18 protein-coding genes and 1 pseudogene are annotated in these 19,888 nt (G+C 68.0%); 10 read left to right on the top strand and 9 right to left on the bottom strand.

Annotated features, from left to right (window positions below):
* Window positions 1–325: 325 nt before the first annotated feature.
* Window positions 326–1,054, bottom strand: a complete 729-nt coding sequence (locus ARC63_RS02105; RefSeq protein WP_049452973.1) for a DOPA 4,5-dioxygenase family protein — start codon at window positions 1,052–1,054, stop codon at window positions 326–328.
* Between the two features lie 168 nt (window positions 1,055–1,222).
* Between ARC63_RS02105 and ARC63_RS02100 the strand changes: the two genes are divergently transcribed.
* Window positions 1,223–2,050 carry an isocitrate lyase/PEP mutase family protein gene (locus tag ARC63_RS02100; RefSeq protein WP_057502408.1) on the top strand — a complete coding sequence of 276 codons (828 nt, stop codon included), beginning with the start codon at window positions 1,223–1,225 and terminating at the stop codon, window positions 2,048–2,050.
* A 69-nt stretch (window positions 2,051–2,119) separates the two neighbouring features.
* On the opposite strand, the gene ARC63_RS02095 is transcribed toward ARC63_RS02100, so the two are convergent.
* On the bottom strand, window positions 2,120–2,653 hold the full coding sequence (locus tag ARC63_RS02095; RefSeq protein ID WP_010481085.1) for a hypothetical protein: 534 nt from the start codon (window positions 2,651–2,653) through the stop codon (window positions 2,120–2,122).
* A 127-nt stretch (window positions 2,654–2,780) separates the two neighbouring features.
* Here ARC63_RS02095 and ARC63_RS02090 point away from each other — a divergent pair, with 127 nt between their 5' ends.
* Both ARC63_RS02090 and ARC63_RS02085 read left to right on the top strand, forming a co-directional pair.
* On the top strand, window positions 2,781–3,377 hold the full coding sequence (locus ARC63_RS02090) for an NAD(P)H-dependent oxidoreductase (RefSeq protein ID WP_057502407.1): 597 nt from the start codon (window positions 2,781–2,783) through the stop codon (window positions 3,375–3,377).
* Between the two features lie 16 nt (window positions 3,378–3,393).
* Window positions 3,394–3,987, top strand: a complete 594-nt coding sequence (locus tag ARC63_RS02085; RefSeq protein WP_029379726.1) for a TetR/AcrR family transcriptional regulator — start codon at window positions 3,394–3,396, stop codon at window positions 3,985–3,987.
* Between the two features lie 13 nt (window positions 3,988–4,000).
* Here the strand turns inward: ARC63_RS02085 and ARC63_RS02080 are convergent, their stop codons facing one another.
* On the bottom strand, window positions 4,001–4,795 hold the full coding sequence (locus tag ARC63_RS02080; protein WP_053443589.1) for a D-alanyl-D-alanine carboxypeptidase family protein: 795 nt from the start codon (window positions 4,793–4,795) through the stop codon (window positions 4,001–4,003).
* 120 nt (window positions 4,796–4,915) lie between these two features.
* On the opposite strand from ARC63_RS02080, the gene ARC63_RS02075 reads away from it, so the two are divergent.
* A complete protein-coding gene (locus ARC63_RS02075) occupies window positions 4,916–6,469 on the top strand; it encodes an alkaline phosphatase (protein ID WP_057502406.1) in 1,554 nt (517 codons plus the stop codon).
* Window positions 6,470–6,511: 42 nt separating this feature from the next.
* Window positions 6,512–7,078 carry a GIY-YIG nuclease family protein gene (locus ARC63_RS02070; RefSeq protein ID WP_057502405.1) on the top strand — a complete coding sequence of 189 codons (567 nt, stop codon included), beginning with the start codon at window positions 6,512–6,514 and terminating at the stop codon, window positions 7,076–7,078.
* A gap of 7 nt (window positions 7,079–7,085) precedes the next feature.
* Here the strand turns inward: ARC63_RS02070 and ARC63_RS23480 are convergent, their stop codons facing one another.
* Window positions 7,086–7,229: a hypothetical protein gene (locus tag ARC63_RS23480; RefSeq protein WP_167345302.1), complete on the bottom strand. Its 144-nt coding sequence runs from the start codon at window positions 7,227–7,229 to the stop codon at window positions 7,086–7,088.
* A gap of 99 nt (window positions 7,230–7,328) precedes the next feature.
* On the opposite strand from ARC63_RS23480, the gene ARC63_RS02065 reads away from it, so the two are divergent.
* A complete protein-coding gene (locus ARC63_RS02065) occupies window positions 7,329–8,228 on the top strand; it encodes a LysR substrate-binding domain-containing protein (protein ID WP_010481100.1) in 900 nt (299 codons plus the stop codon).
* A gap of 91 nt (window positions 8,229–8,319) precedes the next feature.
* Here the strand turns inward: ARC63_RS02065 and ARC63_RS02060 are convergent.
* From ARC63_RS02060 to ARC63_RS02050, 3 genes and pseudogenes are all read right to left on the bottom strand, one after another.
* Window positions 8,320–8,996: pseudogene (locus ARC63_RS02060) on the bottom strand (transporter substrate-binding domain-containing protein).
* Window positions 8,997–9,058: 62 nt separating this feature from the next.
* A complete protein-coding gene (locus ARC63_RS02055) occupies window positions 9,059–10,582 on the bottom strand; it encodes a carotenoid oxygenase family protein (RefSeq protein WP_057502404.1) in 1,524 nt (507 codons plus the stop codon).
* A 25-nt stretch (window positions 10,583–10,607) separates the two neighbouring features.
* Window positions 10,608–11,030 carry a DUF2141 domain-containing protein gene (locus ARC63_RS02050; protein WP_057502403.1) on the bottom strand — a complete coding sequence of 141 codons (423 nt, stop codon included), beginning with the start codon at window positions 11,028–11,030 and terminating at the stop codon, window positions 10,608–10,610.
* 156 nt (window positions 11,031–11,186) lie between these two features.
* On the opposite strand from ARC63_RS02050, the gene ARC63_RS02045 reads away from it, so the two are divergent.
* The 3 genes from ARC63_RS02045 to ARC63_RS02035 are packed head-to-tail and all read left to right on the top strand — an operon-like array spanning window position 11,187 to window position 13,316.
* The gene (locus ARC63_RS02045) at window positions 11,187–12,287 is read left to right on the top strand and encodes a sensor histidine kinase (protein ID WP_057502402.1); all 1,101 of its coding nucleotides are present in this window, start codon (window positions 11,187–11,189) and stop codon (window positions 12,285–12,287) included.
* Entirely contained in the window at window positions 12,284–12,922 is a 639-nt protein-coding gene (locus tag ARC63_RS02040) for a response regulator transcription factor (RefSeq protein ID WP_029550907.1), read from the top strand. Before ARC63_RS02045 ends, ARC63_RS02040 begins: the two co-directional genes overlap by 4 nt.
* 22 nt (window positions 12,923–12,944) lie before the next feature.
* Window positions 12,945–13,316: a VOC family protein gene (locus tag ARC63_RS02035; RefSeq protein ID WP_019338950.1), complete on the top strand. Its 372-nt coding sequence runs from the start codon at window positions 12,945–12,947 to the stop codon at window positions 13,314–13,316.
* Between the two features lie 64 nt (window positions 13,317–13,380).
* Here the strand turns inward: ARC63_RS02035 and ARC63_RS02030 are convergent, their stop codons facing one another.
* A complete protein-coding gene (locus ARC63_RS02030) occupies window positions 13,381–14,220 on the bottom strand; it encodes an arylamine N-acetyltransferase family protein (RefSeq protein ID WP_057502401.1) in 840 nt (279 codons plus the stop codon).
* A gap of 202 nt (window positions 14,221–14,422) precedes the next feature.
* Here ARC63_RS02030 and ARC63_RS02025 point away from each other — a divergent pair, with 202 nt between their 5' ends.
* The gene (locus tag ARC63_RS02025) at window positions 14,423–16,963 is read left to right on the top strand and encodes a methyl-accepting chemotaxis protein (RefSeq protein ID WP_057502400.1); all 2,541 of its coding nucleotides are present in this window, start codon (window positions 14,423–14,425) and stop codon (window positions 16,961–16,963) included.
* A gap of 121 nt (window positions 16,964–17,084) precedes the next feature.
* Here the strand turns inward: ARC63_RS02025 and ARC63_RS02020 are convergent, their stop codons facing one another.
* On the bottom strand, window positions 17,085–19,607 hold the full coding sequence (locus ARC63_RS02020) for a PepSY domain-containing protein (RefSeq protein ID WP_057502399.1): 2,523 nt from the start codon (window positions 19,605–19,607) through the stop codon (window positions 17,085–17,087).
* Between the last annotated feature and the right edge of the window lie 281 nt (window positions 19,608–19,888).

Raw genomic sequence — 19,888 nt, 5'->3', positions numbered from 1 at the left:
CGGAACCGGCGGATGCTGTCCAGTTCGGCGAAGTTTGCTGCGTTTCAATCGTTTGTTTGAAACCTGCCGAAGCGCTTGCGGCCCTACGCGGGGCGGCGGATCAAGGCGCGCTGAACGCCGTGCGGGCGGGGGATGCGTGCACGTAGGGCGACGATGGCGGCAAGAGCCTTGCCGGGGGAGCCGCGCCACGCGTGGAAGAAGGAAGTTCGGTGCGCAGCAAGCTACGCACCCACCGGAGGGGGGCTCAAGGTGCGCAGCAAGCTACGCACCCACCGAAGGGCGTCCCAAGATGCGCAGCAAGCTACGCACCCACCGGAAAGGCGGGTCAGGTCTCCAGCGGCACCGTCGGTACCACGTTCGGGAACACCTCCTCCAGCGGCTCCCGTTCCCCCGGCTTCGGTGCCGGCCAGTTGTAGGCGTTCACCGGCTGCGCGCGGTTCACCCACAAGGCGTAATACAGGTGGTCGGCACGGCCATCACCGGTATTGGGGTGGATCAGGATGGTCAGGCCCAGGCTGTTGAGCTGCAGCCAGGGCACCAGCACCGGCAGCAGGTCGTTGGTGAAGCCGAAATAGAACGACGGGGTGACGTGTGGTCCGCGTGGCTCCAGGTTCCAGTTGCCCAGCTCCACCGGGAAGCGCTCGGCCGCCCAGCGTCGCAGCAGCGCAGCCTTCTCGAAGCTGTCCTCGTCGAAGTAGATATGCGCGTGATAGCTCTTGATGTCGGTGTAGGCGCGTGGGGTCGCGGGCAGGGTGGCTTCGCCGGGACGCACGCTGGCCGGGCGCAGGGTCGGTTCGCTGGCTGTGGCCTGGCCCCAGGGGCTGCGCCCTTCCGGCGCTGGCGGCACGATGACACGGAAGCCGGGGCGGCCAGGCTCGGTGGTATTCACCGCGTCGTTGCCGCGCGGTGCTGCGGTGCCGGTCGACGCACTGGCCAGGCCACCGGCGGCCAGACCCGCCGAAGCGATCAGGCGGCGCCGCGCCGGCGAGAGCAGGTCGGCCCAGTGGGCGTCATCATCGCCGGCGTCGATGAGGGGCTGCGGGTCAGGCTGCATGAAGGGCTCCGTGGCGGCACTGGTGTGGACAACCACGTACGCTCGGGCAGGGCTGCCGGTGGCGTCCAATAAGCAGGGGGCATCACTTCATGCATGGCCGGCTTCGATGCCATTGAGCGCGACCGCACGGCGGGCTAGGGTGCAGGTCTGCCGCCCCGGAGCCCTGCCATGACCTCGCCCGATGCCGACACACAGCACAAGCGCGCGTCTTTCCGCCAACTGCACGCGCAGGGGTGCTTCGTGCTGCCCAACCCGTGGGACGTGGGCAGTGCGCGCTACCTGCAGCGGCAAGGCTTCCTGGCGTTGGCCACCACCAGTGCCGGCTGCGCCTGGAGCGAAGGGCGGCCGGATGGCGCGGTTTCGTTGCCGGCCACGCTGGCGCATCTGCGCCTGATGGCGGCGGCGACCCCGTTGCCGTTGAATGCCGACTTCGGTGATGGCTTCGGCGCGACGCCGCAGGCGGTGGAGGAGGCGGTGGCTGCAGCGATCGACACCGGCATCGCGGCGTTGTCGATCGAGGATGCCAGCGGCGTCACCGATGCACCGCTGCGTTCGATCGACGAGGCGGTCGAGCGCCTGCGCGCTGCCCGTGCAGCCATCGACCGCGCAGGCGGTGACGTGCTGCTGGTCGGGCGTGCGGAGAATTTCTTCGTCGGCGTGCCGGATCTGCAGGACACCCTGCAGCGCCTGCGGGCCTATGCCGAGGCCGGTGCCGATGTGCTGTATGCGCCTGGCATCAGCACGCGCGAGCAGATCAGCGCGGTGGTTGCCACTGCAGGGTCAAAACCGGTGAGCCTGCTGGTTGGTGGACCGACACCGCTGAACCTGCAGGACATCGCAGCACTTGGTGTTCGCCGGGTCAGCCTGGGCGGTGCGCTTGCGCGTGCGGCATGGGGTGGGCTGATACAGGCCACACAGCCGATCGTGCAGGAGGGGCGTTTCGATGGGCTGCAGCAGGCGGCTTCCGGGGCCGCGTTGAACGCGTTGTTCCGCTAACGGACAGCCGGTAGATCCATGCCATGCGTAGATGGATGCGCCGGAGCGTACCGACGCCCAGCAATCGCGCTACAGCGTTTCCACTCCACCCCTGGGCAGCGTCACGCCAGGCTCCAGCGCTGGCAGCAGTTGCCAGAGCAGCTCAGGGTTGTCGAGCAACCCCGCGCCATCCAGATAGCTCCATTGCGCGGCGCCGACGCGGCGCACGGCGACCATGAACGAGGTGCTGCGGATCGGGGATTCACGTACGCGCAGCAACGAGTAGCGCGGGACGAAGCAGACCTCCTCGTCGCCGGCGGCATAGGTACGGGTCGGTACCCCAGCTTCGTCGCTGATGATGGTGACGCCGGCCTCGTGCAGCGCCTTGACCGTGTCGCGGGTTGATCGGGCGTATACCTCATCACCGCCGGCCAGGCGTTTCAGGCTGGGATGCGTGCGGGCGATGATCAGCTCGGCATCGCCGCGGGCGAACGCGGCCAGCATCCCCTGCACGTCCTGGCGCAGGGCGGCCGATTCGGATGGGGTGAGCTCGCCGGCTACGGCCGTCGGCGCCATCGTGGCCAGCAGCAGGAACAGCAGGGGAGCAAGCAGGCGTCGGTGCATCGTCGGGGACCTCCACGGGATGCGGCGCACTATACGGTGAACGCAAAAACAGCGTCCCATCGGTGGCGCTGGTGATCCTGAAATCATTACTTACTATTGGTAGGTAATGATTCCTGGAGATTTACCCATGCACAGTCTCATCGTCACCACCCACCCGGAAACCGGATCGCTCACCCATGCCATCGCCCAGCGCATAGGCGACGCCATCCGGGCCATCGGCGCCGGCAACACCGTAACCCACGCCGACCTGGTCGCCGAAGGCTTCGATCCGCGCTTCAACCGCGATGACCAGGCTCTGTTCCGCGGGACCGGCCCGGTTCCGCCCGATGTGGCGGCCGAGCATGCGCGGCTGGACGCCATCGATACGCTGGTGCTGGTCTACCCGCTGTACTGGTGGTCGTTCCCTGCCTTGCTGAAGGGATGGATCGATCGCGTGTTCACCCAGGGCTGGGCGTACCAGGACGGTGCCGATGGCAAGGTGCAGAAGAAGCTGCAGCGCCTGCGCGTGCATCTGGTCGGCGTTGGCGGTGCGGGCGCGGAAATGATCGAACGGCGCGGCTATGGCACGGCGATGAAGACCCAGATCGACATGGGCATCTTCGACTACTGTGGCGCGCGCGTGCTGTCGTCCGAACTGCTGCTCGACGCCGACAGCGGTGCCGCGCAGGCGCATCTGCAGACCGCCATGGAAATCGGCCGTAAAATCGGTACTCCGATGAGTTGATCACCGTGTTCCGCCGATGCCTGCCAACGCCGCTCCCACGCGCCGCCGATTGACCCGCGAGCAACGCGCCCGCCAGTTGCTGGACGTGGCCTGGGCGCTGGTTGGCGAAGAGGGCACCGACGCGTTGACGCTGGGACGGCTGGCCGAGGCGGCGGGCGTGACCAAGCCGGTGGCGTACGATCACTTCGTGACCCGCAACGGCCTGCTGGCCGCGCTCTACGATGACTATGACGGGCGGCAGACGGTGGTCTTCCACGAGCGTATCGGCCGCGCCCGGGCGCAGCTGGCCGACCGTGCGGCAGCCATCGCCTCCGGCTACATCGACTGCATCCTCAGCCAGGGCAGTGAAGTGCAGGGCATCCTCGCCGCGCTGGTGGGTGCGCCGGAACTGCACGAGGTGCGGCGGCGTTACCAGCAGGACTTCATCGACAACTGCGACGCCTGGCTGGGCCCGTTCGCCAGCGACGGCTCGGTGCCGCTGGCGGGACGCTGGGCGATCCTGGGTGCGGCTGAAACCCTGTCCGAGGGTGTGGCCGCGGGCGCGCTGGACAAGACCGACGCCGAGGCCGAGCTGCAGCGGCTGATCGTGGCGACGGTCAAGCGTCGCTGAGCCGCTTCGAAGGTCAGGCCCCGGCGGTACTGCCGGCCAGCGTGGCGAATCCTGCCGCCAGCTGATCGCGCACCCATGCGTCGCGCGCGTCGCGGCTCTCAGAGCCCAATACCACGGTGATCAGGCGTACCGGCTCGTCCCGCCCGTGTACCACCCGGCATGCGGTGGCGGCCAGGCAGAAGCCTGCGGCCTGGGTGTAGCCGGTCTTCAAGCCATCCACGCCGTCATCGCCAAGCAGGGCGTTCTGGTTGTTGCGGCTGAAGCTGCCGTGCGCGAACGCGCGCTGCGCGGTGACCGCCAGGATCTGCGGATGATCGTTCAACAGGCACGCGGCCAGCACCGCCATGTCGCGCGCGCTGGACGCATGATGCGGCGTGGTGATGCCGGAGACGCTGGCGAACCAAGTGCTGCGCAGGCCGAGCTGGCGCGCGTGCCGGTTCATGCGCTCCAGGAACGCAGGCTGCGATCCGTCCAGGTGGCGCGCGACCGCCAGCGCCGCGTCATTGCCGGAGACGATCATCAAGCCTTCCAGCAGGCGCGCGAGCGTGACCGTTTCGCCGGGCACCAGGCCCATGCGCGTTTCATCGTCGGCGACCGCATGCACGTCGTCGGCGGCGATGGTGACTTCGTCCTCCCACGAGCGCCCGCGCTCCTCGACACACTCGTAAGCCGCGTAGGCGGTCATCAGCTTGGTCAGCGAGGCCGGTTGCCTGGCGATGTCCGCGTTGTGCTGGTGAATCACTGCGAAGGTTGCCGCATCGAGGGTGATGGACGACAGCGGTGCACGCGCAGGAGCAGGAAGCGGCATGGAAACGACGATGACAGTGGGGGCCCTGGAGGATAGTGTGCGGCGGCTGCACGAAGCTGAAATATTGCAACGATATAACGTAACATCATTGCGGGCCGCCGATGGCCGACGGGACATCCGATGACTGCACGCATTCCACGCCGCTGGCTTCATTCTTCGTTGCTGCTCGCGCTGGCCGCACTTGGCGGCTGCCAGCCCAACCTGCGCACCGAGGCTGTTTCCTCCGCCGAAGCCGGTCCGCTCAATGTGATCGTGATGATCAACGACGGTGCCGGCTGGGGTACCTGGGACGCGGCGGCCTACTGGCAGTATGGCCGCCGCGAAGGCGCACCCTATGCGGATTTCCCGCTGCGCCTGGCGGTAACCACCTTCCCGTTGAATGCCAGCAGCCAGCCGACCCGCGACAACGCACAGACGCTTGGCTACGACCCGGGCAAGGCCTGGGATGACACGCCGGTTCCTGCGCAGGACCTGCCGTTTGCCGGCTACCAGTACCTGGCCGCGGTGGCTACCGACAGTGCGGCGGCGGGCACCGCGTTGTCCTCGGGCATCAAGACCTACAACAACGCCATCAACTACAACAACGATGGCCAGCCGGTCGAGTTCAATACGCTGCGCGCCAAGCGCCTGGGCATGGCGACCGGTGTAGTGACTTCGGTACCGTTCGCGCACGCCACACCGGCCGCATTCGCAGCGCAGAACGAATCGCGTAGCAGCTATCACGCCATTGCGCACCAGATGCTGGCGCAGGGCCACATGGACCTGGTGATGGGCACCGGAGGCCCGGGCTACAGCGTCGACGGCCGCGCCTGCAACGAAGGCACGGACGCCGCAAACGCAGAGGGCTGCGCGAATCCATGGGAGTGGGTGTCGCAGCAGGATTGGCAGCAGCTGGAAGCGGGCAGCACCATCGCCGGCAATCCGGCGGGACCGTGGCGCCTGATCCGCAGCAAGGAAGCGTTCGCCGCGCTGGCGCAGGGACGGTTGCCGGCCGACAGGCCGCTGATCGGTGTACCGCGCGTGGCCAACACCCTGCAGCAGGCGCGCCGCCTGCAGGTGCTGGGCAAGGATGCAGCCACGCCTTCGGGAGTGAGGAAGATCGACAGCGTCCCCGATCTGGCGACCATGACCCGCGGCGCGCTGCAGTTCCTGCAGCAGCGCTCGTCCAAGGGGCTGTACCTGATGGTGGAAGGTGGCGCCACCGACTGGGCCGCACACACCAGTGCCTGCGGCACCGAATGGCATTACGGCCAGTGCAGCGATCAGCCGCAGTATGGCCGGTTGATCGAAGAGACCATGGAGTTCAATAACGCGGTGACGGCGGTGGTCGACTGGATCGAGCGTAACGGTGGCTGGGAGCGCAACCTGCTGATCGTTACCACCGACCACGACAACAGCATGCCGATGGGCCCGGATGCACAGGCCGTTGCCTTCTCTCCGGTACGCAACAACGGCCGCGGCCGCATGCCCGGGATCAGTTTCCGTCCCACCGGCAACCATTCCAATGCACTGGTGCCATTGTGGGCCAAGGGCGCGGGGTCGGAACTGCTGGGCAAGCGCGTGCGCGGCGTTGATGCCGGCTACCGTCAGCACGTGCGCTGGAACGACGGCAGTTACATCGACAACACCGACGTGGCTGCGGCGGTGCAGGAGGCGCTGCAGCGTCCACGGTAACGCCCGGTTGCACCCGGGCTGTTGTCGAGGCAGCCTGCGCACATGCAGTCGGATATCCGCATCGACGGTCGTGTCTTCGCCTACGTCTTCCCCTGTGCGTGGGAAGACTACGCGAAGATCGGTTTCTCACGTGATCCGCTCGGACGCATCAGCGCATTGCACCGGCGTTGGTTCGAGTTCTTCGACCTCGACGCCGGTGCACTGGTGGAAGCGGAAAGCGAGCGCGATGCGCGAGATCTGGAGCTGCAGCTGCGTTCGCCGTTCAAGGCGCACCGCGCGCCGGCGCCGATGACGGTCCAGGACAAGGCTGGAGGTCGCACCGAATGGGTACGTGGTGCCAACCAGGCCTTGTCGCATGCAATTCTCGCGTTGGGCGAACAAGGCTATCGCTGCTATCCACTGAAGGCGTGGCTGCGGGCCGCCCTGTGCCTGCGCATGGACCAGCTGCACGACTGGGCTGCGGTGCAACTTCCGGAGGAGGAAGGCCTGCGGCTGCCCAGTGGCCCCGGCGAGCGCGCGCTGCGTGACACCCTCGACGGTTGTCGGGCATTGGATATCGATCCGATCCCGTGGCTGCCTGAACACGTCCAACGCTGGTACGCAGGGTGAGGAGCGTTCAACGGGTTCTCGGCGGCTGAACAGGCGCAGCCGGTTGCTGCGCGCACTGCGGGGCAGGTGTGGTAGGGCTGGCCAGCTGGCGTGCCAGCTCGGTGCTGGCCACGTGGCCCTGCAGGAACAACAAGCCGCCGAAGATGTTCATGAGCGTGCCTCCACTTGAGTGGATTGCACGATACGGGCAGCATGGACGGGGAAAAAAGCGACATTTCCGCAAGCGTGCCTTGAGAGGAATTCAAGCCTGATGTCCCGCCCACCGCTCCATGCCCTGCAGGGTTTCGTGGCCGCCGCCCGGCTCGGCAACCTGTCGCGCGCGGCGGCGTCGATGAACCTGACCGTCAGCGCGCTCAGCCATCAGATGCGGCAGCTGGAAGAACGGCTCGGGCAGCCGCTGCTGATCCGCCAGCCGCGTGGTGTCACCCTCACCCTGGAGGGCCAGCGCCTGCTCGACCAGGTGGGTCCGCATCTGGATGCGATCAACGAAGCCTTCCAGCCCTATGCCGCACGTGCCGAGCACGTGCTGACGATCAGCGCAGTACCGTCGATGGCGTCGGCCTGGCTGGTGCCGCGCCTGGGTCACTTCGTGGCAGAGCACCCACAGATCGAGATCAACCTGCAGTCGAGTGAACGCCTGATTGATTTCGAGCGGCAGCGCCAGTTCGACGCCGCGCTGCGGCTGGGCAGCGGGCAATGGCCAGGTCTGGTGGTGGAGCCGCTGTTCGACGAATGGCTGCTGCCAATGGCGAGCCCGGCGCTGATCGAACGCATGGGAGGCGTCGACCGTGTGCCGTTGACCCAGTGGCCGCTGCTGGGTGATCCGGACGGGGCATGGGGCGCCTGGTTCGCGTTGAGTGGGCAGAGCCCGCCGTCGCGCTTCGTGGCGGTGCTGGATGATTCGGAGGCACACCATCGCGCCGCTCTGGATGGCGTGGGCGTGGCCCTCGGGCGGGTGACGCGGGCGCGGCTGCTGCTGGATTCGGGCCAGTTGGTCGCGCTGTCCAGCCAGCGCCTGAAGACCGACTGGCCACATTGGCTGGTGTACCCGCAGCGCTCGGCCAGCCATCGTGGCTTCCTCGCGTTCCGCGACTGGCTGCATGCGCAGGCCGCCGAGCACGTGCGGCACATGGCAGACGCGCATCTGTAGCGTGGCGCGGTGCTCGATCTTGCATCTGTAGAGTCGAACCATGCTCGACTGGTCTTTCGAAGAAGCAGGCGAGCATGGCCCGACTCTACAGTCACCGCACCAGCGTGACTGCCTGCCCGGCACGCGCGAACGCTTCGCCCAGCAAGGGACCGGTCTTGATCGCTTCCACCTCGTCGAACAGCGTCTGCAGTGCCTCGGCTGGGCGCGACGCTGGCGCCGCCACGGCCTGCTGGATCGCGGTGAAACGGTCGGCCAGCACGCGATGGCCGGGATGCGCCTGTGCCCAGGCCACCAGCGGCTGGCGCACGCCGGCGGCGGCATCCAGACGCTGCTGATCGAACAGGGTGATGGCCGCCGCCGAGGTCTCCGCCCGCTCGATCGTGGCGTTGCGCAGTTCACGGCTCAGGAACAGGTCATAGGCCGCGCCACGCCCCACCGCGATGCGCAGCCCTCGCGAACCAGATAGGTGCCTTCGATCTCCACGTACGGGGCACTGAAGGCGATGCGGTCGGTGCGTGCCGGATCGATGGCCAGGAAAGCCAGGTCCCAGCCGTCTTCGCCCGCTGCGGCAACCACCGAGGCTGCGGCATCGTGGCAGGTGAAGCGTGCCTGCACCCCCATCCGTTGCGCCAATGCGGTAGCCAGTTCCAGCGAGGGGCCGCGCGGTGAGCGCGCATCGCCCTGTGCCAGCACCGGGTTGCCCAGGTTGATCGCCACGCGCAGGAAACCGTGCGGTGCCAGCGTACTTCGATGGTCGGCCAAGGACATGCAGGACTCCACGGGGCAGGGGAGACCCAGCATGCCAACAACGGTGTCCGCGTAGCGTGGACTCAGCCGTGCGCGGCGAAAGTGCCGTGGAAGCCCAGTGGCACCGCATACGGCAGCCAGGCCTGTGCCAGCGGGCCGTCATCCACATGGCGCGCATCCAGCACCGCCAGGCCACTGCGCTTGTTGACCGGGTCAAGCAGGGTGCCGATCAGCCAGCCATCATCAGCGTCGCGGCTGCCCGGGCGCGGTACGAACACATGCTCTTCGGCCATGATGTCCGGCCCGTAGTTCCACCGCTGGCGGCGCCCGCGATCGATGTCGAACGCAGCCACGGCGTTGAAGTACGGTGCGGTGGCCGGGCCGTCGATGGTCGGCGCATACAGCCGTGCGCCACGTGTGTTCGTCGAGCGCGGGTCGAACAACGGGAACTCCACCGCGCTGATGCCCAACGTCTCCCAGCGGGCCTGTCCACAACGCAGGTCCAGATGCAGCTCGACCAGGCTGGCGCCACTGTTGGCCGCATGTGCACCGTCACCGGCCATCGCTTCCTTCATCGGCGAGCGCGCCTCGTTGATGTCGTCATGGCGTACTGCGCGCAGCACGATGCCGCCATCGCGGGTGAACGCGTCGCCGAAGTGATAGATCGCCGCGAACGGGGCATCGAACCATTGCGCCTTGTCCGGCGCATCCTTGGCGACCACCGCGATACGCACAGGACGCTGCGGTGCGAACTGCATGCGCTCGAAGAAGCTGCCACCTGCGCCGGTGAAATCGAACGGCATCATCACGAACACCAGGTGCTGGTCGGTCATCGCGAAGGCATGCAGGTAGCCATGCTCGGGTGTTTCGATCACATTGGCGCTGCGCAGCTGGCCGTCCGCACCGATGTGCCAGACCAGCAGGCCATGGCCCCCCATCAGGCTGATCGAGCCGAAGTTCCAGAGGCTGCCGTCGCGATCGGTCAGCGGGTGCGCCGAGAACGGCAGCGCGGCCAGGTCCGGGCGCCAGGTGACCGGGCCGAGCGTCTGCAGCGAATCGGGGTCCACTTCGAACGCAGAACCGGATTCGCACAGCGCGAACAGGCGGCCATTGATCATCGTCACCGAGGTGTTGGCCACGTTGGCATCATCGTTGTTGCGTACCGCCAGCGCACCGGGAACGCTGGTGCCGGCAGCCGGATACTGGAAGCGGCCGGCCTTCTGTTCACGGGTGAATTTCGGCGTGGCGACCATGCGCCCGTGATGGGTCAGGCTGCCATCACTATTGAAACGCCAGCCATGCACCATGCCGTCGCCGTCGAACCAGTGGTCGTAGCGGAAGCCATCGCGCTCGGTCCACGCCGGGCCGTTGCGGTACAGCGTACCGGCCAGGCCTGACGGCAGCTTTCCCTGCAGCTGCACGGTGGCCGGGCCGAGGCTTTCGCTGCCGACGCTGCGCCAGCCGAGCAGCCAGGGGTGTTCCTGCATACCCTGCGCGAACCGCGCCGGGTCGCCGGCGAAGGCGGGAGCGCTGCGCAGCGCGGTGGCGCCCAGGGCCAGGCAGGCACTGCTGCTGAGCAAGGTACGAAGGAAGTGGCGACGGTCCATGGTGGCCTCGGGTCTGGATGCGGAATCAGCGCAGGGTGATGTCGATGGCGGCGCCAGCGGCTGGCACGTTGACGCGTGCTTCGTCGAAGGTCGGCTTGCGCATCACCTGCGGGTTGTTGCTGAAGCCGTAGCCTTCCACCGGCATGCCGACCAGGTTGATGTCGAGCTTGCCGTTGTCGTTCTCGTCGTGGGTGAGCAGCACGGCATAGCTGCCGGCCGGTATACCCTTGAACGTGAAGTGAGCGCTGTCGCCGCTGGGCGCCGCCTGCTGGGCCTGCACGGGCTTGGCCTTGCCGTCCCAGGCGGCACCGCTGTCGACCAGCGCAACGCGCAGGGTGCCGCTCTGCGCGTGGACGTCGTGCACGGTCACGGCCAGGTCGGCGGCGTGGGCACTGTCGGCCAGGGCCAGTGCAGTCAGGGCGGTGCTGAGCAGGGCGGTGCGGATCATGGCAGTGGCTCCGGAAGTGTGTGTGGCGGTGTGGCGCCAGTCTGGGTGGCGCGGTGCACGGGGTTCAGGGCCAGTGGTCATCGATTCGACGTGCCAGAAGTCACTTTCTGCGCTGGACCCATTGCCGCCGGCGTGTGCGGCGGTCAGCATCTGGCCATGCCCAGCCTGTTCCGCCATCTCTTGCGTCCTCTCAGCCTTGCCGGCCTGGTTACCGTGCTGGCGGTGGGCCTGTCGTTCGCTGTACAGCGCAACGGTGCCGGGCTGAGCCTGCTGCTGCTTGCCGTGTTCCTGTTGCTGTTCGTGGTGCACGGCTGGGCGTCGATGCCATCCCGCGTGCGCGCCGTCGCTGCGGTGTTGCAGGCGCTGCTGGCGGTTGCGCTGGTTGCGCTGCAGCCGCGTACCGGAACTGCTCCGGTGCTGCTGGTGGTGCTGGTCGCACAGCTGGCCGAGCACTGGCCGCCGCGCTTCGTGCTGGGCGTTGCGCTGCTGGCCAACCTGGCGGTGTATGCCGCGCTGCGCCACAGCGGCTTCAGCCAGCCGCTGCTGGTCGTGCTGCTCTATGGCGGCTTCCAGGCCTTCGCCGCACTGACCGCCCACTATGCCCGCAGCACGGCGCTGGCCCGCGATGACCTGGCCCGGGTCAACGCCGACCTGCTGGCTACCCGCGCGCTGCTGGCCGACAGCGCACGCGATGCCGAGCGCCTGCGCCTGGCGCGTGAGCTGCACGATGTGGCTGGGCACAAGCTCACCGCGATGCGGCTCAACCTGCGCGCCCTGGCCGCTGACCCAGCACTGGCCGGCCGCGAGGGACTGGTGCTGGCGGAACGGTTGTCCGGCGAGTTGCTGGCCGACATCCGCCAGGTGGTGCAATCGATGCGCGATGATCGCGGCCTCGATCTGGCCACCGCACTGCATGCGCTGGCCGCACCCTTCCCACGACCAAAGCTGCAGCTGCAGATCGGCGACGGGGTGCGCGTGGCTGACCCGTTGATGGCCGAGACCGTGCTGCGGCTGGTGCAGGAAGCCCTGACCAACGCCGCCCGCCACGGCAATGCAGACACCGTCTGGCTGACGATCAGTGAAGAGGATTCCCGGTTGCGTATCGATATCCGCGATGACGGCCAGCGCGCCGAACGCATCCGCGAGGGCAATGGCATCGCCGGCATGCGCGAGCGCCTGGCGGCCGTACAGGGGCGTTTGGAGCTGGCGCGAACCGCACAGGGCGGCATGCACCTGACCGCATGGTTGCCGGCATGAGTGGCGCCGCGATCCGCGTTGCCTTGGCCGATGACCAGGCGCTGGTGCGTGCGGGTCTGCGCGCGCTGCTGCAGGGCCTGGGGGTAGACGTGGTGCTGGAGGCCGAAGAGGGCCAGGCGCTGCTGGACGCGTTGGCTGCCCAGCGCGTGGATGTGGTGCTCAGTGACATCCGCATGCCCGGGATGGACGGCATCGAGGCACTGCGCCAGCTGCGCGCGCGCGGTGATGCCACGCCGTGCCTGCTGCTGACCACCTTCGATGAAAGTGATCTGCTGCTGCGTGCCAGCGAGGCCGGCGCACAGGGCTTCCTGCTCAAGGACGCCGTGCCCGCAGACCTGCGTGAAGCGATCGAGCGCGTCGCCGCGGGGGAAACCCTGCTGTTGCCGGTCAGCACCGAGCCGGTGCGCGCCCGTTACCGCTTCCACGACGAAGCACCGCCCACCGATACCTTCGGGGAACGCGAAGTGGCGATCCTGCGCCTGCTGGCTGGTGGATACAGCAACAAGGAAATCGCGCGCAGCCTGTTCCTGGCCGAAGGCACGGTGAAGAACTACGTGTCGGCCATACTCGACAAGCTGGGCACCCGCGATCGCACCCGTGCAGTGCTGAAGGCGATTACCCTGCGCATCATCTGAGTGGACCGAGCAAGGCGTGCCAGTGAACCCGATCCTGCATGTGGAAATCCCGGCCAGTGACCTGGACCGGGCCATCACGTTCTACCAGCGGTGGCTGCAGGTCGCGGTGGACGAACCTATCGTGCTGCACGACTGCCGGATGGCTTACCTGCCGTTCTCCGATGACGCCGCCGGTGCCAGCATTGCGCTGGTGCACGGCGCGGACTACCGGCCCTCCGAGCAGGGCGCCCGCATCTACATCGGCGTCGATGACCTGGATGCGAGCCTCGACCGTGCACTGCAATCGGGAGCTGAGCTGCGCTTCGGCCCGGCCGACGCGGGTGACTGGCGTGTGGCCGAGATCCGCGACAGCGAAGGCAACCGCATTGCGCTGCAGGCACGCGCAGCTCTGTAGAGCCCGCCCACGCTCGGCTGCTGTTGGCCCAGCCGCTCCAGCTCAGCCGAGCATGGGCTCGGCCCTACAAGGTCGCGGCGCGCGAGCGCTGCAGCCAGTCATTGATGGCCGGGTCCAGTCGCGGGTCGTCCGGCAGCTGCATGCCGAAGCGCTGCTGCAGCACGTCACGCACATCACCCACACCATGCAGCGGGCGCTTGTCCGGCGCCTGCCCGGGGCGGTACTCGGTGTAGTTGCCGCTGCCGATGGTGCGGCGCCAGTCCGGTCCGGTCAGCGACACGCGTAGCTGGCCCGGGAAGCTGGAATCGGGGTGGGTGCATACGTACCAGTTGCCCACCACGTTGTCGATCGGTGCAGGCGCCTGCAGATCGAAGCGGTACATCGCCCGCCAGCCGTCGCTGGATTCGGCTGACAGCACGAAGTCGCCCTCGTCAGGCAGACGCTGCAGCAGATAGCGCTCATGCGGCGTGGCCTGCGGCTGCGCATCGTGCAGCCGCAGCGGCACGGTCGGGGTCAGGCTGCCGAAACCGGCATCCACCAGCCAGTCGTCCCCATCCACATGCACGCGCAGCAGCAGATGGGTACGCGCGGTCAGTTCGCCGTCATGCGCTGCCAGCAGCACGCGCGCACTCAGCGGCTGCGCATCAAAGCCCAGTGCCTGCAGCAGGGCCAGCAGGCCGCCATTGAGTTCGAAGCAGTACCCACCGCGGCGGTCGTCAAGCAGCTTGCGTTGCACGCTGTCCAGGTCGATCGGCACCGCGTCGCGCAGCAGGCAGCTGAGGGTCTCGAAGGGCAGCAGTGCGTTGTGGCGCTGCTGCAGCAGGGTCAGGCCAGCCAGGGTCCGCGGTGGCGGCGCATCCAGCTGCAGGCGTTGCAGGTAGCGGGGGACATCGAGCGTCGTCATGGAGGCACCGGGCGGGGAGGAACGTCCACTGTGCTCCCCCAACCGGGGTTGAGGTCAAGCGCGGCGCCCGTGTCATGCCCCCGTCGCTTGCACCCTGTACAAAGGCCGCGTCCACCCGCGACGGGGGGACCCGGACGAAGAAGGCGCTAAAGTTGCCCTGAATCCGGCCGATACAGGTGCGTCTTTCCGCCTGGAGTCTGTCATGTCGGCCGTTGTCCCCCACCTCCGGTCCCTGCGCACGCGCCTTGCCGCGTTGCACTCGGCGTCCCCCGGCCTGCTGCGCTGGCTGCAGCCGCATCGGCTCAGCGTGGCCAACAAGCTCAAGGCGACCCTGTGGGTCTGTGGCCTGGGCCTGGTCGCGATCGCCGCTGTCTACGCCTGGACCGGCCATGCCAACGCACTGGCTGCGCGCAGCCAGGCCAGCTACCAGCGCGGCAGCGATCTGGCCGCCAGCCTGTCTACGCGGGTGGCCGAAGCGCGTCGCCTGCAGACCCAGTATGCACGCAGTTTCGATGATGCCGACCGCGCGCAGCTGCTGGCCACGCAGAAGGCACTGCAGGCCGATCTGCAGGCGCTGCGCGCGACGCCGATGGATACTGGCCGGCGCAAGGCCCTGCAGGCGCTGACCGAAGCCGCCGACGCGTTCTCGCAGGGTGTGGCCGCCCTGTTCGAACGTGTCGACGAGATGGGTCGTGGTGATGCCGGCCTCGCCGCGCAGCTGCAGCAGGCCGCCGATACCCTGCAGGTACAGGTGGATGCGCTGCAGCGGCCGTCGTTGGCGTTGTCACTGCAGAAGATGCGAAGGCAGGAGGCACTGCTGCTGCTCGACGGTGACTCCACTCACGCCGACCGCGCCAGCGAGGAAAAGCTGCCGTTCGACCTCGCGCTGGCGGGCCTTCCCGCAGATGCGCAGGACACCCTGCGCACCGGGATGGAGGCGTATCAGGCCGCATTGCTGGGGTATACCGCTGCCCGCGTCGGCCTGGATGTGGAAGCGCAGTCGCTGCTGGATACCGCCGCGGGCGTAGCACCGGCGCTGGCCGCCTTCCAGCAGGCGCAGGTGGCGGCGCTGGCCACGGCGCAGGCGCGCCAGCAGGCCGGTGCACGCACGATGAGCGTGCTGTTCGCACTGACCCTGCTGCTGGTGGCCGGCGTGCTGATCACCAGCCTGATGCTGGTGCTGCGTGCGGTGCGCCAGCCGATCCAGGACACCCTGCGCTTCGCCAGCGATATCGCTGACGACCGCCTCGACACCACCCTGCGCGTCTACAACGCCAATGATGAGATCGGCCAGCTGGCCCAGCGCCTGGTCGACATGCAGCAGCGCCTGCGTGCGCGCATCGAGACCGAGCGTGCCGTGGCGCGCGGCAATACCCGGGTGCGCCAGGCATTGGACAGCGCGCAGACCGGGCTGATGGTGATTGATGCGGAAGGGCAGGTCGCCTACGCCAATCCGGCGCTGCTGGAGCAGCTTGACCTCCAGGTTGAAGATCTGGTGGCGAGCGATGCGGTACGCCTGCATCCGGCACTGGCCAGCCTGGCCGGTGTGCGCCAGCGCGAGGAGCGCGAGATCGGCCATGCAGGGGTGCGCTACCAGCTGATTGCCAACGCCATCATCGACGAAGGTCAGTTCCTTGGTGTGGCGGTGGAGTGGCGCAGCCGTGCGCTGGAAACCCTGTTGGAAACCGAAGTGGCCGCACTGGTCGACGCCGCCGCGCACGGCGACCTGCACGGGCGCATCGCGCTGGAGGGAAAGCAGGGCTTTGTGCGTACGTTGTCGACCAGCATCAATCGCCTGTTGACCACCTTCGAGACCAACCTCGGCGATCTGCAGGCGCTTCTGGCCGCGCTGGCCCGCGGCGACCTCAGCGTGCGCATGGAAGGTGAGCTGCAGGGCGTGTTCGCACGCATGCGCGACGATGCCAACGCCACCGTCGCGCAACTGGGCCGCATCGTCACCCGCATCCAGCACGCCACGTCCAGCCTGGATGCCGGCGTTGGCGGGATCGTTGCCGGTCACCATGACCTGTCGCAGCGTACCGAACAGCAGGCGGCCAACCTGGAAGAGACGGCAGCGTCGATGCACGAGCTGACCGATACCGTTGGCCGCAATGCTGATGCCGCGGGCCGTGCCGACGTGCTGGTCAAGGGCGCGGCGGCAGTGGCCCAGCGCGGTGGCGAGGCCGTTGGCCAGGTGGCCGCGACCATGCAGGGCATCAGCGAGGCCTCGCGACGGATCGGCGACATCACCCAGCTGATCGATGGCATCGCTTTCCAGACCAACATCCTCGCGTTGAATGCTGCGGTGGAAGCCGCGCGCGCGGGTGAGCAGGGCCGCAGCTTCGCCGTGGTGGCCGCAGAAGTGCGCCTGCTGGCACAACGCAGCGCGGAGGCGGCCAAACAGATCAAGGGCCTGATCGAGGATTCGGTGGCGCGTGTGGGCCAGGGCAACCAGCAGGCCGAACAGGCCGGCACCACGATGGGCGAGATTGTCGGCAGCGTGCAGCAACTGGCGGATCTGCTGGCCGGTATCCGCAGCGCGTCGCAGGACCAGCATGCCGGCATCGCCCAGGTGAACCAGACCATCGTGCAGATGGAAGCCAGTACCCAGCGCAACGCCAGCCTGGTGGAAGAGGCGGGTGCTTCGACAGCGCAGATGCAGGCGCAGGTGCATGCGCTGGCGGAAGCGGTGGGCGCGTTCCGTCTGCAGTCGATGCCACAGGCGCGCGCTGCGGCGGCCTAGCCTGCGGTTCCTTGTCGGCTGGCCGGGAATCAGCCGAGCGTCGGCTCGGCTCTACATCGGCTGCAGGCACACTGTAGAGCCGAGCCCATGCTCGGCTCAGGCCAATGCGCGCTGGCAGGAATCAATACACGTCGCGACGGTAGCGGCCGTTCTCCAGCAGTGTTTCCACCGCCTCATCACCGAGTGCTTCACGCAGCACCTGGTCCACGCCTTCGGCCATGCCCTGCAGCGAACCGCACACGTGGATGACTGCACCACGCTGCATCCAGTTGCGCAGGGCATCGGCCGCCGCACGCAGGCGATCCTGTACATAGCCACCGTCGCCATCGCGCGAGAACGCCAGGTCCACCCGCGCAAGATGACCATTGGCCTGCCAGGCCTCGATCTCGTCGGCGAACAGGAAGTCATGCGCGCGCTGGCGTTCGCCGAACAGCAGCCAGTGCCCGTCCTCGCCTGCATGCGCGGCTTCGCGCAACAGGCTGCGCAGGCCCGCGATGCCGGTGCCGTTGCCGATCAGCACCATCGGTGCACCGGCGACGCGGTGGAACCCGGGATTGCGGTGCACGCGGGCGACGAGACTGGCACCGATCGGTGCATGCAGCGACAGCCAGCCCGAGCCGAGCCCGGCGCGGCCCGTGTCGTCGTGCACCAGTCGTACCACCAGTTCCACCGCGCCATCCTCGGTGCACGAGGCGATTGAATATTCGCGTCCGGGCAGCATCGGCAGGCCGGCCAGCCATAGGCACGGATCCTGCACCGCCAGCGCGGCGTCGGCCTCGGGCAGCTCGCGTTCACTGGCCAGCGCCAGCAGGGTGCGTGGGTGGCCGTCCACCAGCAGCGGCTGTAGCGGATCCAGCCCCTGTGCCTTCAACACCGCGCTGGCATGCCGCGCGTTGTGCCGGGGCGCGATATGCAGGATGTCGCCCGCCTGCCACTGCACCTCGGCCGGTGGCGCAAGACAGATGCGCCAGATGGCGCCGCCCACGCTGCCCGGGTTGAGCCGGTCGCGGCCGAGCAGCCGCCACTCATGCATCTGCGTGGCCGCCGGCAGCACGCTGTCATCGGTGGCGATGCCGGTCAGCGCGCCCAGCTGCAGCTGCCATTGGCGCAGCGCCGCGACCGAGGCGGCATCGACTTCGATGCGGTCGAACAACGGGCGCGCGCCGTTGCCGAGCAGCCAGCCATCAACCTGGCGGCCGAAGCCGCAGTAGTGCGGGTACTGTCGATCACCCAGCGCCAGCAGTCCAAACTGCAGGCCTGACAGGTCGAGTGTCTGTGCCATCAGCCGTCGTGCAGCACCTCGCGCCGCATCCGGTGGTTCGCCATCGCCGAAGGTGCTCAGTACCAACAGCGCCTGCGCGGTGCATGCCAGCTGCACGGCATCGACGCGGGCCAGCGGCAGCACCTGCACCGCATGACCGGATGCCTGCAGCTGCGCGGCTGCGCGCCATGCGAGTTGTTCGCCCAGTCCGCTCTGGCTGGCATGCACCACCAGCCACGGCGTGCCACCGCCATCGGCAGGCGTTGCTGGCAGCGACTGGCGCAGGCCACGCGCAGCGCGCTGGCTGCGTCGGCGGTCCAGATAGAGCATCCAGCCGCTGATGAAGAACAGGCTCATGCCCAAACTGCTGAGCATCACCACGACACGCCCGGGCACGCCGAAGTAGCTGCCCGAGTGGAGCGCGAACACGCTGGTGGCCAGCTGCGCGCCGACGCCCTGGCGTGCATAGGGGCGGGCATCGAGCGTGGCACCCGTGCCTGGGTCGAGCTGCAGCAGATCATGCGCGCGGTCATGCTGGCCGCCGCGCTGCGACGGATCACCGGCCATCACGCGTACATTCAGTGCCTGCCCGGGCTTCTCCGGCAGGCGCAGGTCGATGTAGCCGGTGCGCACGCCGGGCAGTGCGTACAGCGTGGCTTCGACGCGTTCCAGGTTCAGGGCGGCGCCGGTGGCGATCTTGTGCTTGGCGGCCGGTGCGACGCCAAGCAGGGTGTTGGCGGCGCTGCGATACCAGTCGAAGGACCACCACAGGCCGGTCAGCGCACTCATCAGGTAGATCAGCAGCACCCACGTGCCGACCACCGAGTGCAGGCTCCACAGGAAGCCACGGCCGCTGCGCTTCCATTCCACCGCCAACCAGCTGCGCCAGTGCCACCAGCGCCGCGGCCAGCGCAGATAGAGGCCGGACAGGGTGAAGAACAGCAGGGCGATCGCACAGCTGCCGGTGATCCATTTGCCGCGCTCGCCGGCGGCGAGGTGGCGATGCAGGTCCTCGACGAAATCGAAGAACGCCTGCCCGCGCAGGGCGCTGAATCGCTCGCCGCTGTACGGATCGAAGTAGACCCAGTGTTCCTTGCCACCGGCGAAGCGTGCCACCGAGGGCCGCAGCCCGGTGGCATCCACGCGCAGGCGCTGCAGGGGGCGATTACTGTCGGCCTGCAGCAGCGGCACCAGCTCGCTCAGTTCAAGCGGAAGCTGACCGTCGGCATGGTGCTCGGCAATCTCGGCGAAACCGGGATTGGCCGCCCGCAGCAGTTCATCCTCGAAGGACAGCACGGCGCCGCTGAGGCCCATCACGGCCAGTACGGCGCCGGCGGTGATGCCCAGCAGCCAGTGCAGTTGGAACAGGACGTTCTTGAACATCGAAGGAGGAGGGCCAGGAAGGCTGCCGCCCGCATCCTGCGCAACAGCAAATGAGAATTAGTCGCGGAATTCTCCGTGGCGGACGGGCTACGGTCAAGGAGGGTTTTGTTGCAGGGCTTTGCAGCCCTGCACCCGCTACAAGCCGGAGCAACGTCAACGTCAAAAGCTGGCTTTCCGTGGGTTGGCGGGGTGGGTCCGGTTGCGGGGGTGTCCGCGGCATGGATGCCGTGGCCAAGGCTACAGGGACGTACTTGCGCCGTCCCCCTCAACCGGACCCACCC

The sequence above is a fragment of the Stenotrophomonas geniculata ATCC 19374 = JCM 13324 genome (assembly GCF_001431625.1).
Classification (GTDB): Bacteria; Pseudomonadota; Gammaproteobacteria; order Xanthomonadales; family Xanthomonadaceae; genus Stenotrophomonas; species Stenotrophomonas geniculata.
The sequence above is the reverse complement of the archived record's forward strand: the minus strand, read 5'-3'. Positions and strand labels throughout refer to the sequence as shown.

Bases quoted from the DNA above. Each gene is read 5' to 3' on its own strand.
- ARC63_RS02105 (WP_049452973.1), bottom strand. From the start codon at position 1,054: ATGCAGCCTGACCCGCAGCCCCTCATCGACGCCGGCGATGATGACGCC.
- ARC63_RS02100 (WP_057502408.1), top strand. From the start codon at position 1,223: ATGACCTCGCCCGATGCCGACACACAGCACAAGCGCGCGTCTTTCCGC.
- ARC63_RS02095 (WP_010481085.1), bottom strand. From the start codon at position 2,653: ATGCACCGACGCCTGCTTGCTCCCCTGCTGTTCCTGCTGCTGGCCACG.
- ARC63_RS02090 (WP_057502407.1), top strand. From the start codon at position 2,781: ATGCACAGTCTCATCGTCACCACCCACCCGGAAACCGGATCGCTCACC.
- ARC63_RS02085 (WP_029379726.1), top strand. From the start codon at position 3,394: ATGCCTGCCAACGCCGCTCCCACGCGCCGCCGATTGACCCGCGAGCAA.
- ARC63_RS02080 (WP_053443589.1), bottom strand. From the start codon at position 4,795: ATGCCGCTTCCTGCTCCTGCGCGTGCACCGCTGTCGTCCATCACCCTC.
- ARC63_RS02075 (WP_057502406.1), top strand. From the start codon at position 4,916: ATGACTGCACGCATTCCACGCCGCTGGCTTCATTCTTCGTTGCTGCTC.
- ARC63_RS02070 (WP_057502405.1), top strand. From the start codon at position 6,512: ATGCAGTCGGATATCCGCATCGACGGTCGTGTCTTCGCCTACGTCTTC.
- ARC63_RS23480 (WP_167345302.1), bottom strand. From the start codon at position 7,229: ATGAACATCTTCGGCGGCTTGTTGTTCCTGCAGGGCCACGTGGCCAGC.
- ARC63_RS02065 (WP_010481100.1), top strand. From the start codon at position 7,329: ATGTCCCGCCCACCGCTCCATGCCCTGCAGGGTTTCGTGGCCGCCGCC.
- ARC63_RS02055 (WP_057502404.1), bottom strand. From the start codon at position 10,582: ATGGACCGTCGCCACTTCCTTCGTACCTTGCTCAGCAGCAGTGCCTGC.
- ARC63_RS02050 (WP_057502403.1), bottom strand. From the start codon at position 11,030: ATGATCCGCACCGCCCTGCTCAGCACCGCCCTGACTGCACTGGCCCTG.
- ARC63_RS02045 (WP_057502402.1), top strand. From the start codon at position 11,187: ATGCCCAGCCTGTTCCGCCATCTCTTGCGTCCTCTCAGCCTTGCCGGC.
- ARC63_RS02040 (WP_029550907.1), top strand. From the start codon at position 12,284: ATGAGTGGCGCCGCGATCCGCGTTGCCTTGGCCGATGACCAGGCGCTG.
- ARC63_RS02030 (WP_057502401.1), bottom strand. From the start codon at position 14,220: ATGACGACGCTCGATGTCCCCCGCTACCTGCAACGCCTGCAGCTGGAT.
- ARC63_RS02025 (WP_057502400.1), top strand. From the start codon at position 14,423: ATGTCGGCCGTTGTCCCCCACCTCCGGTCCCTGCGCACGCGCCTTGCC.
- ARC63_RS02020 (WP_057502399.1), bottom strand. From the start codon at position 19,607: ATGTTCAAGAACGTCCTGTTCCAACTGCACTGGCTGCTGGGCATCACC.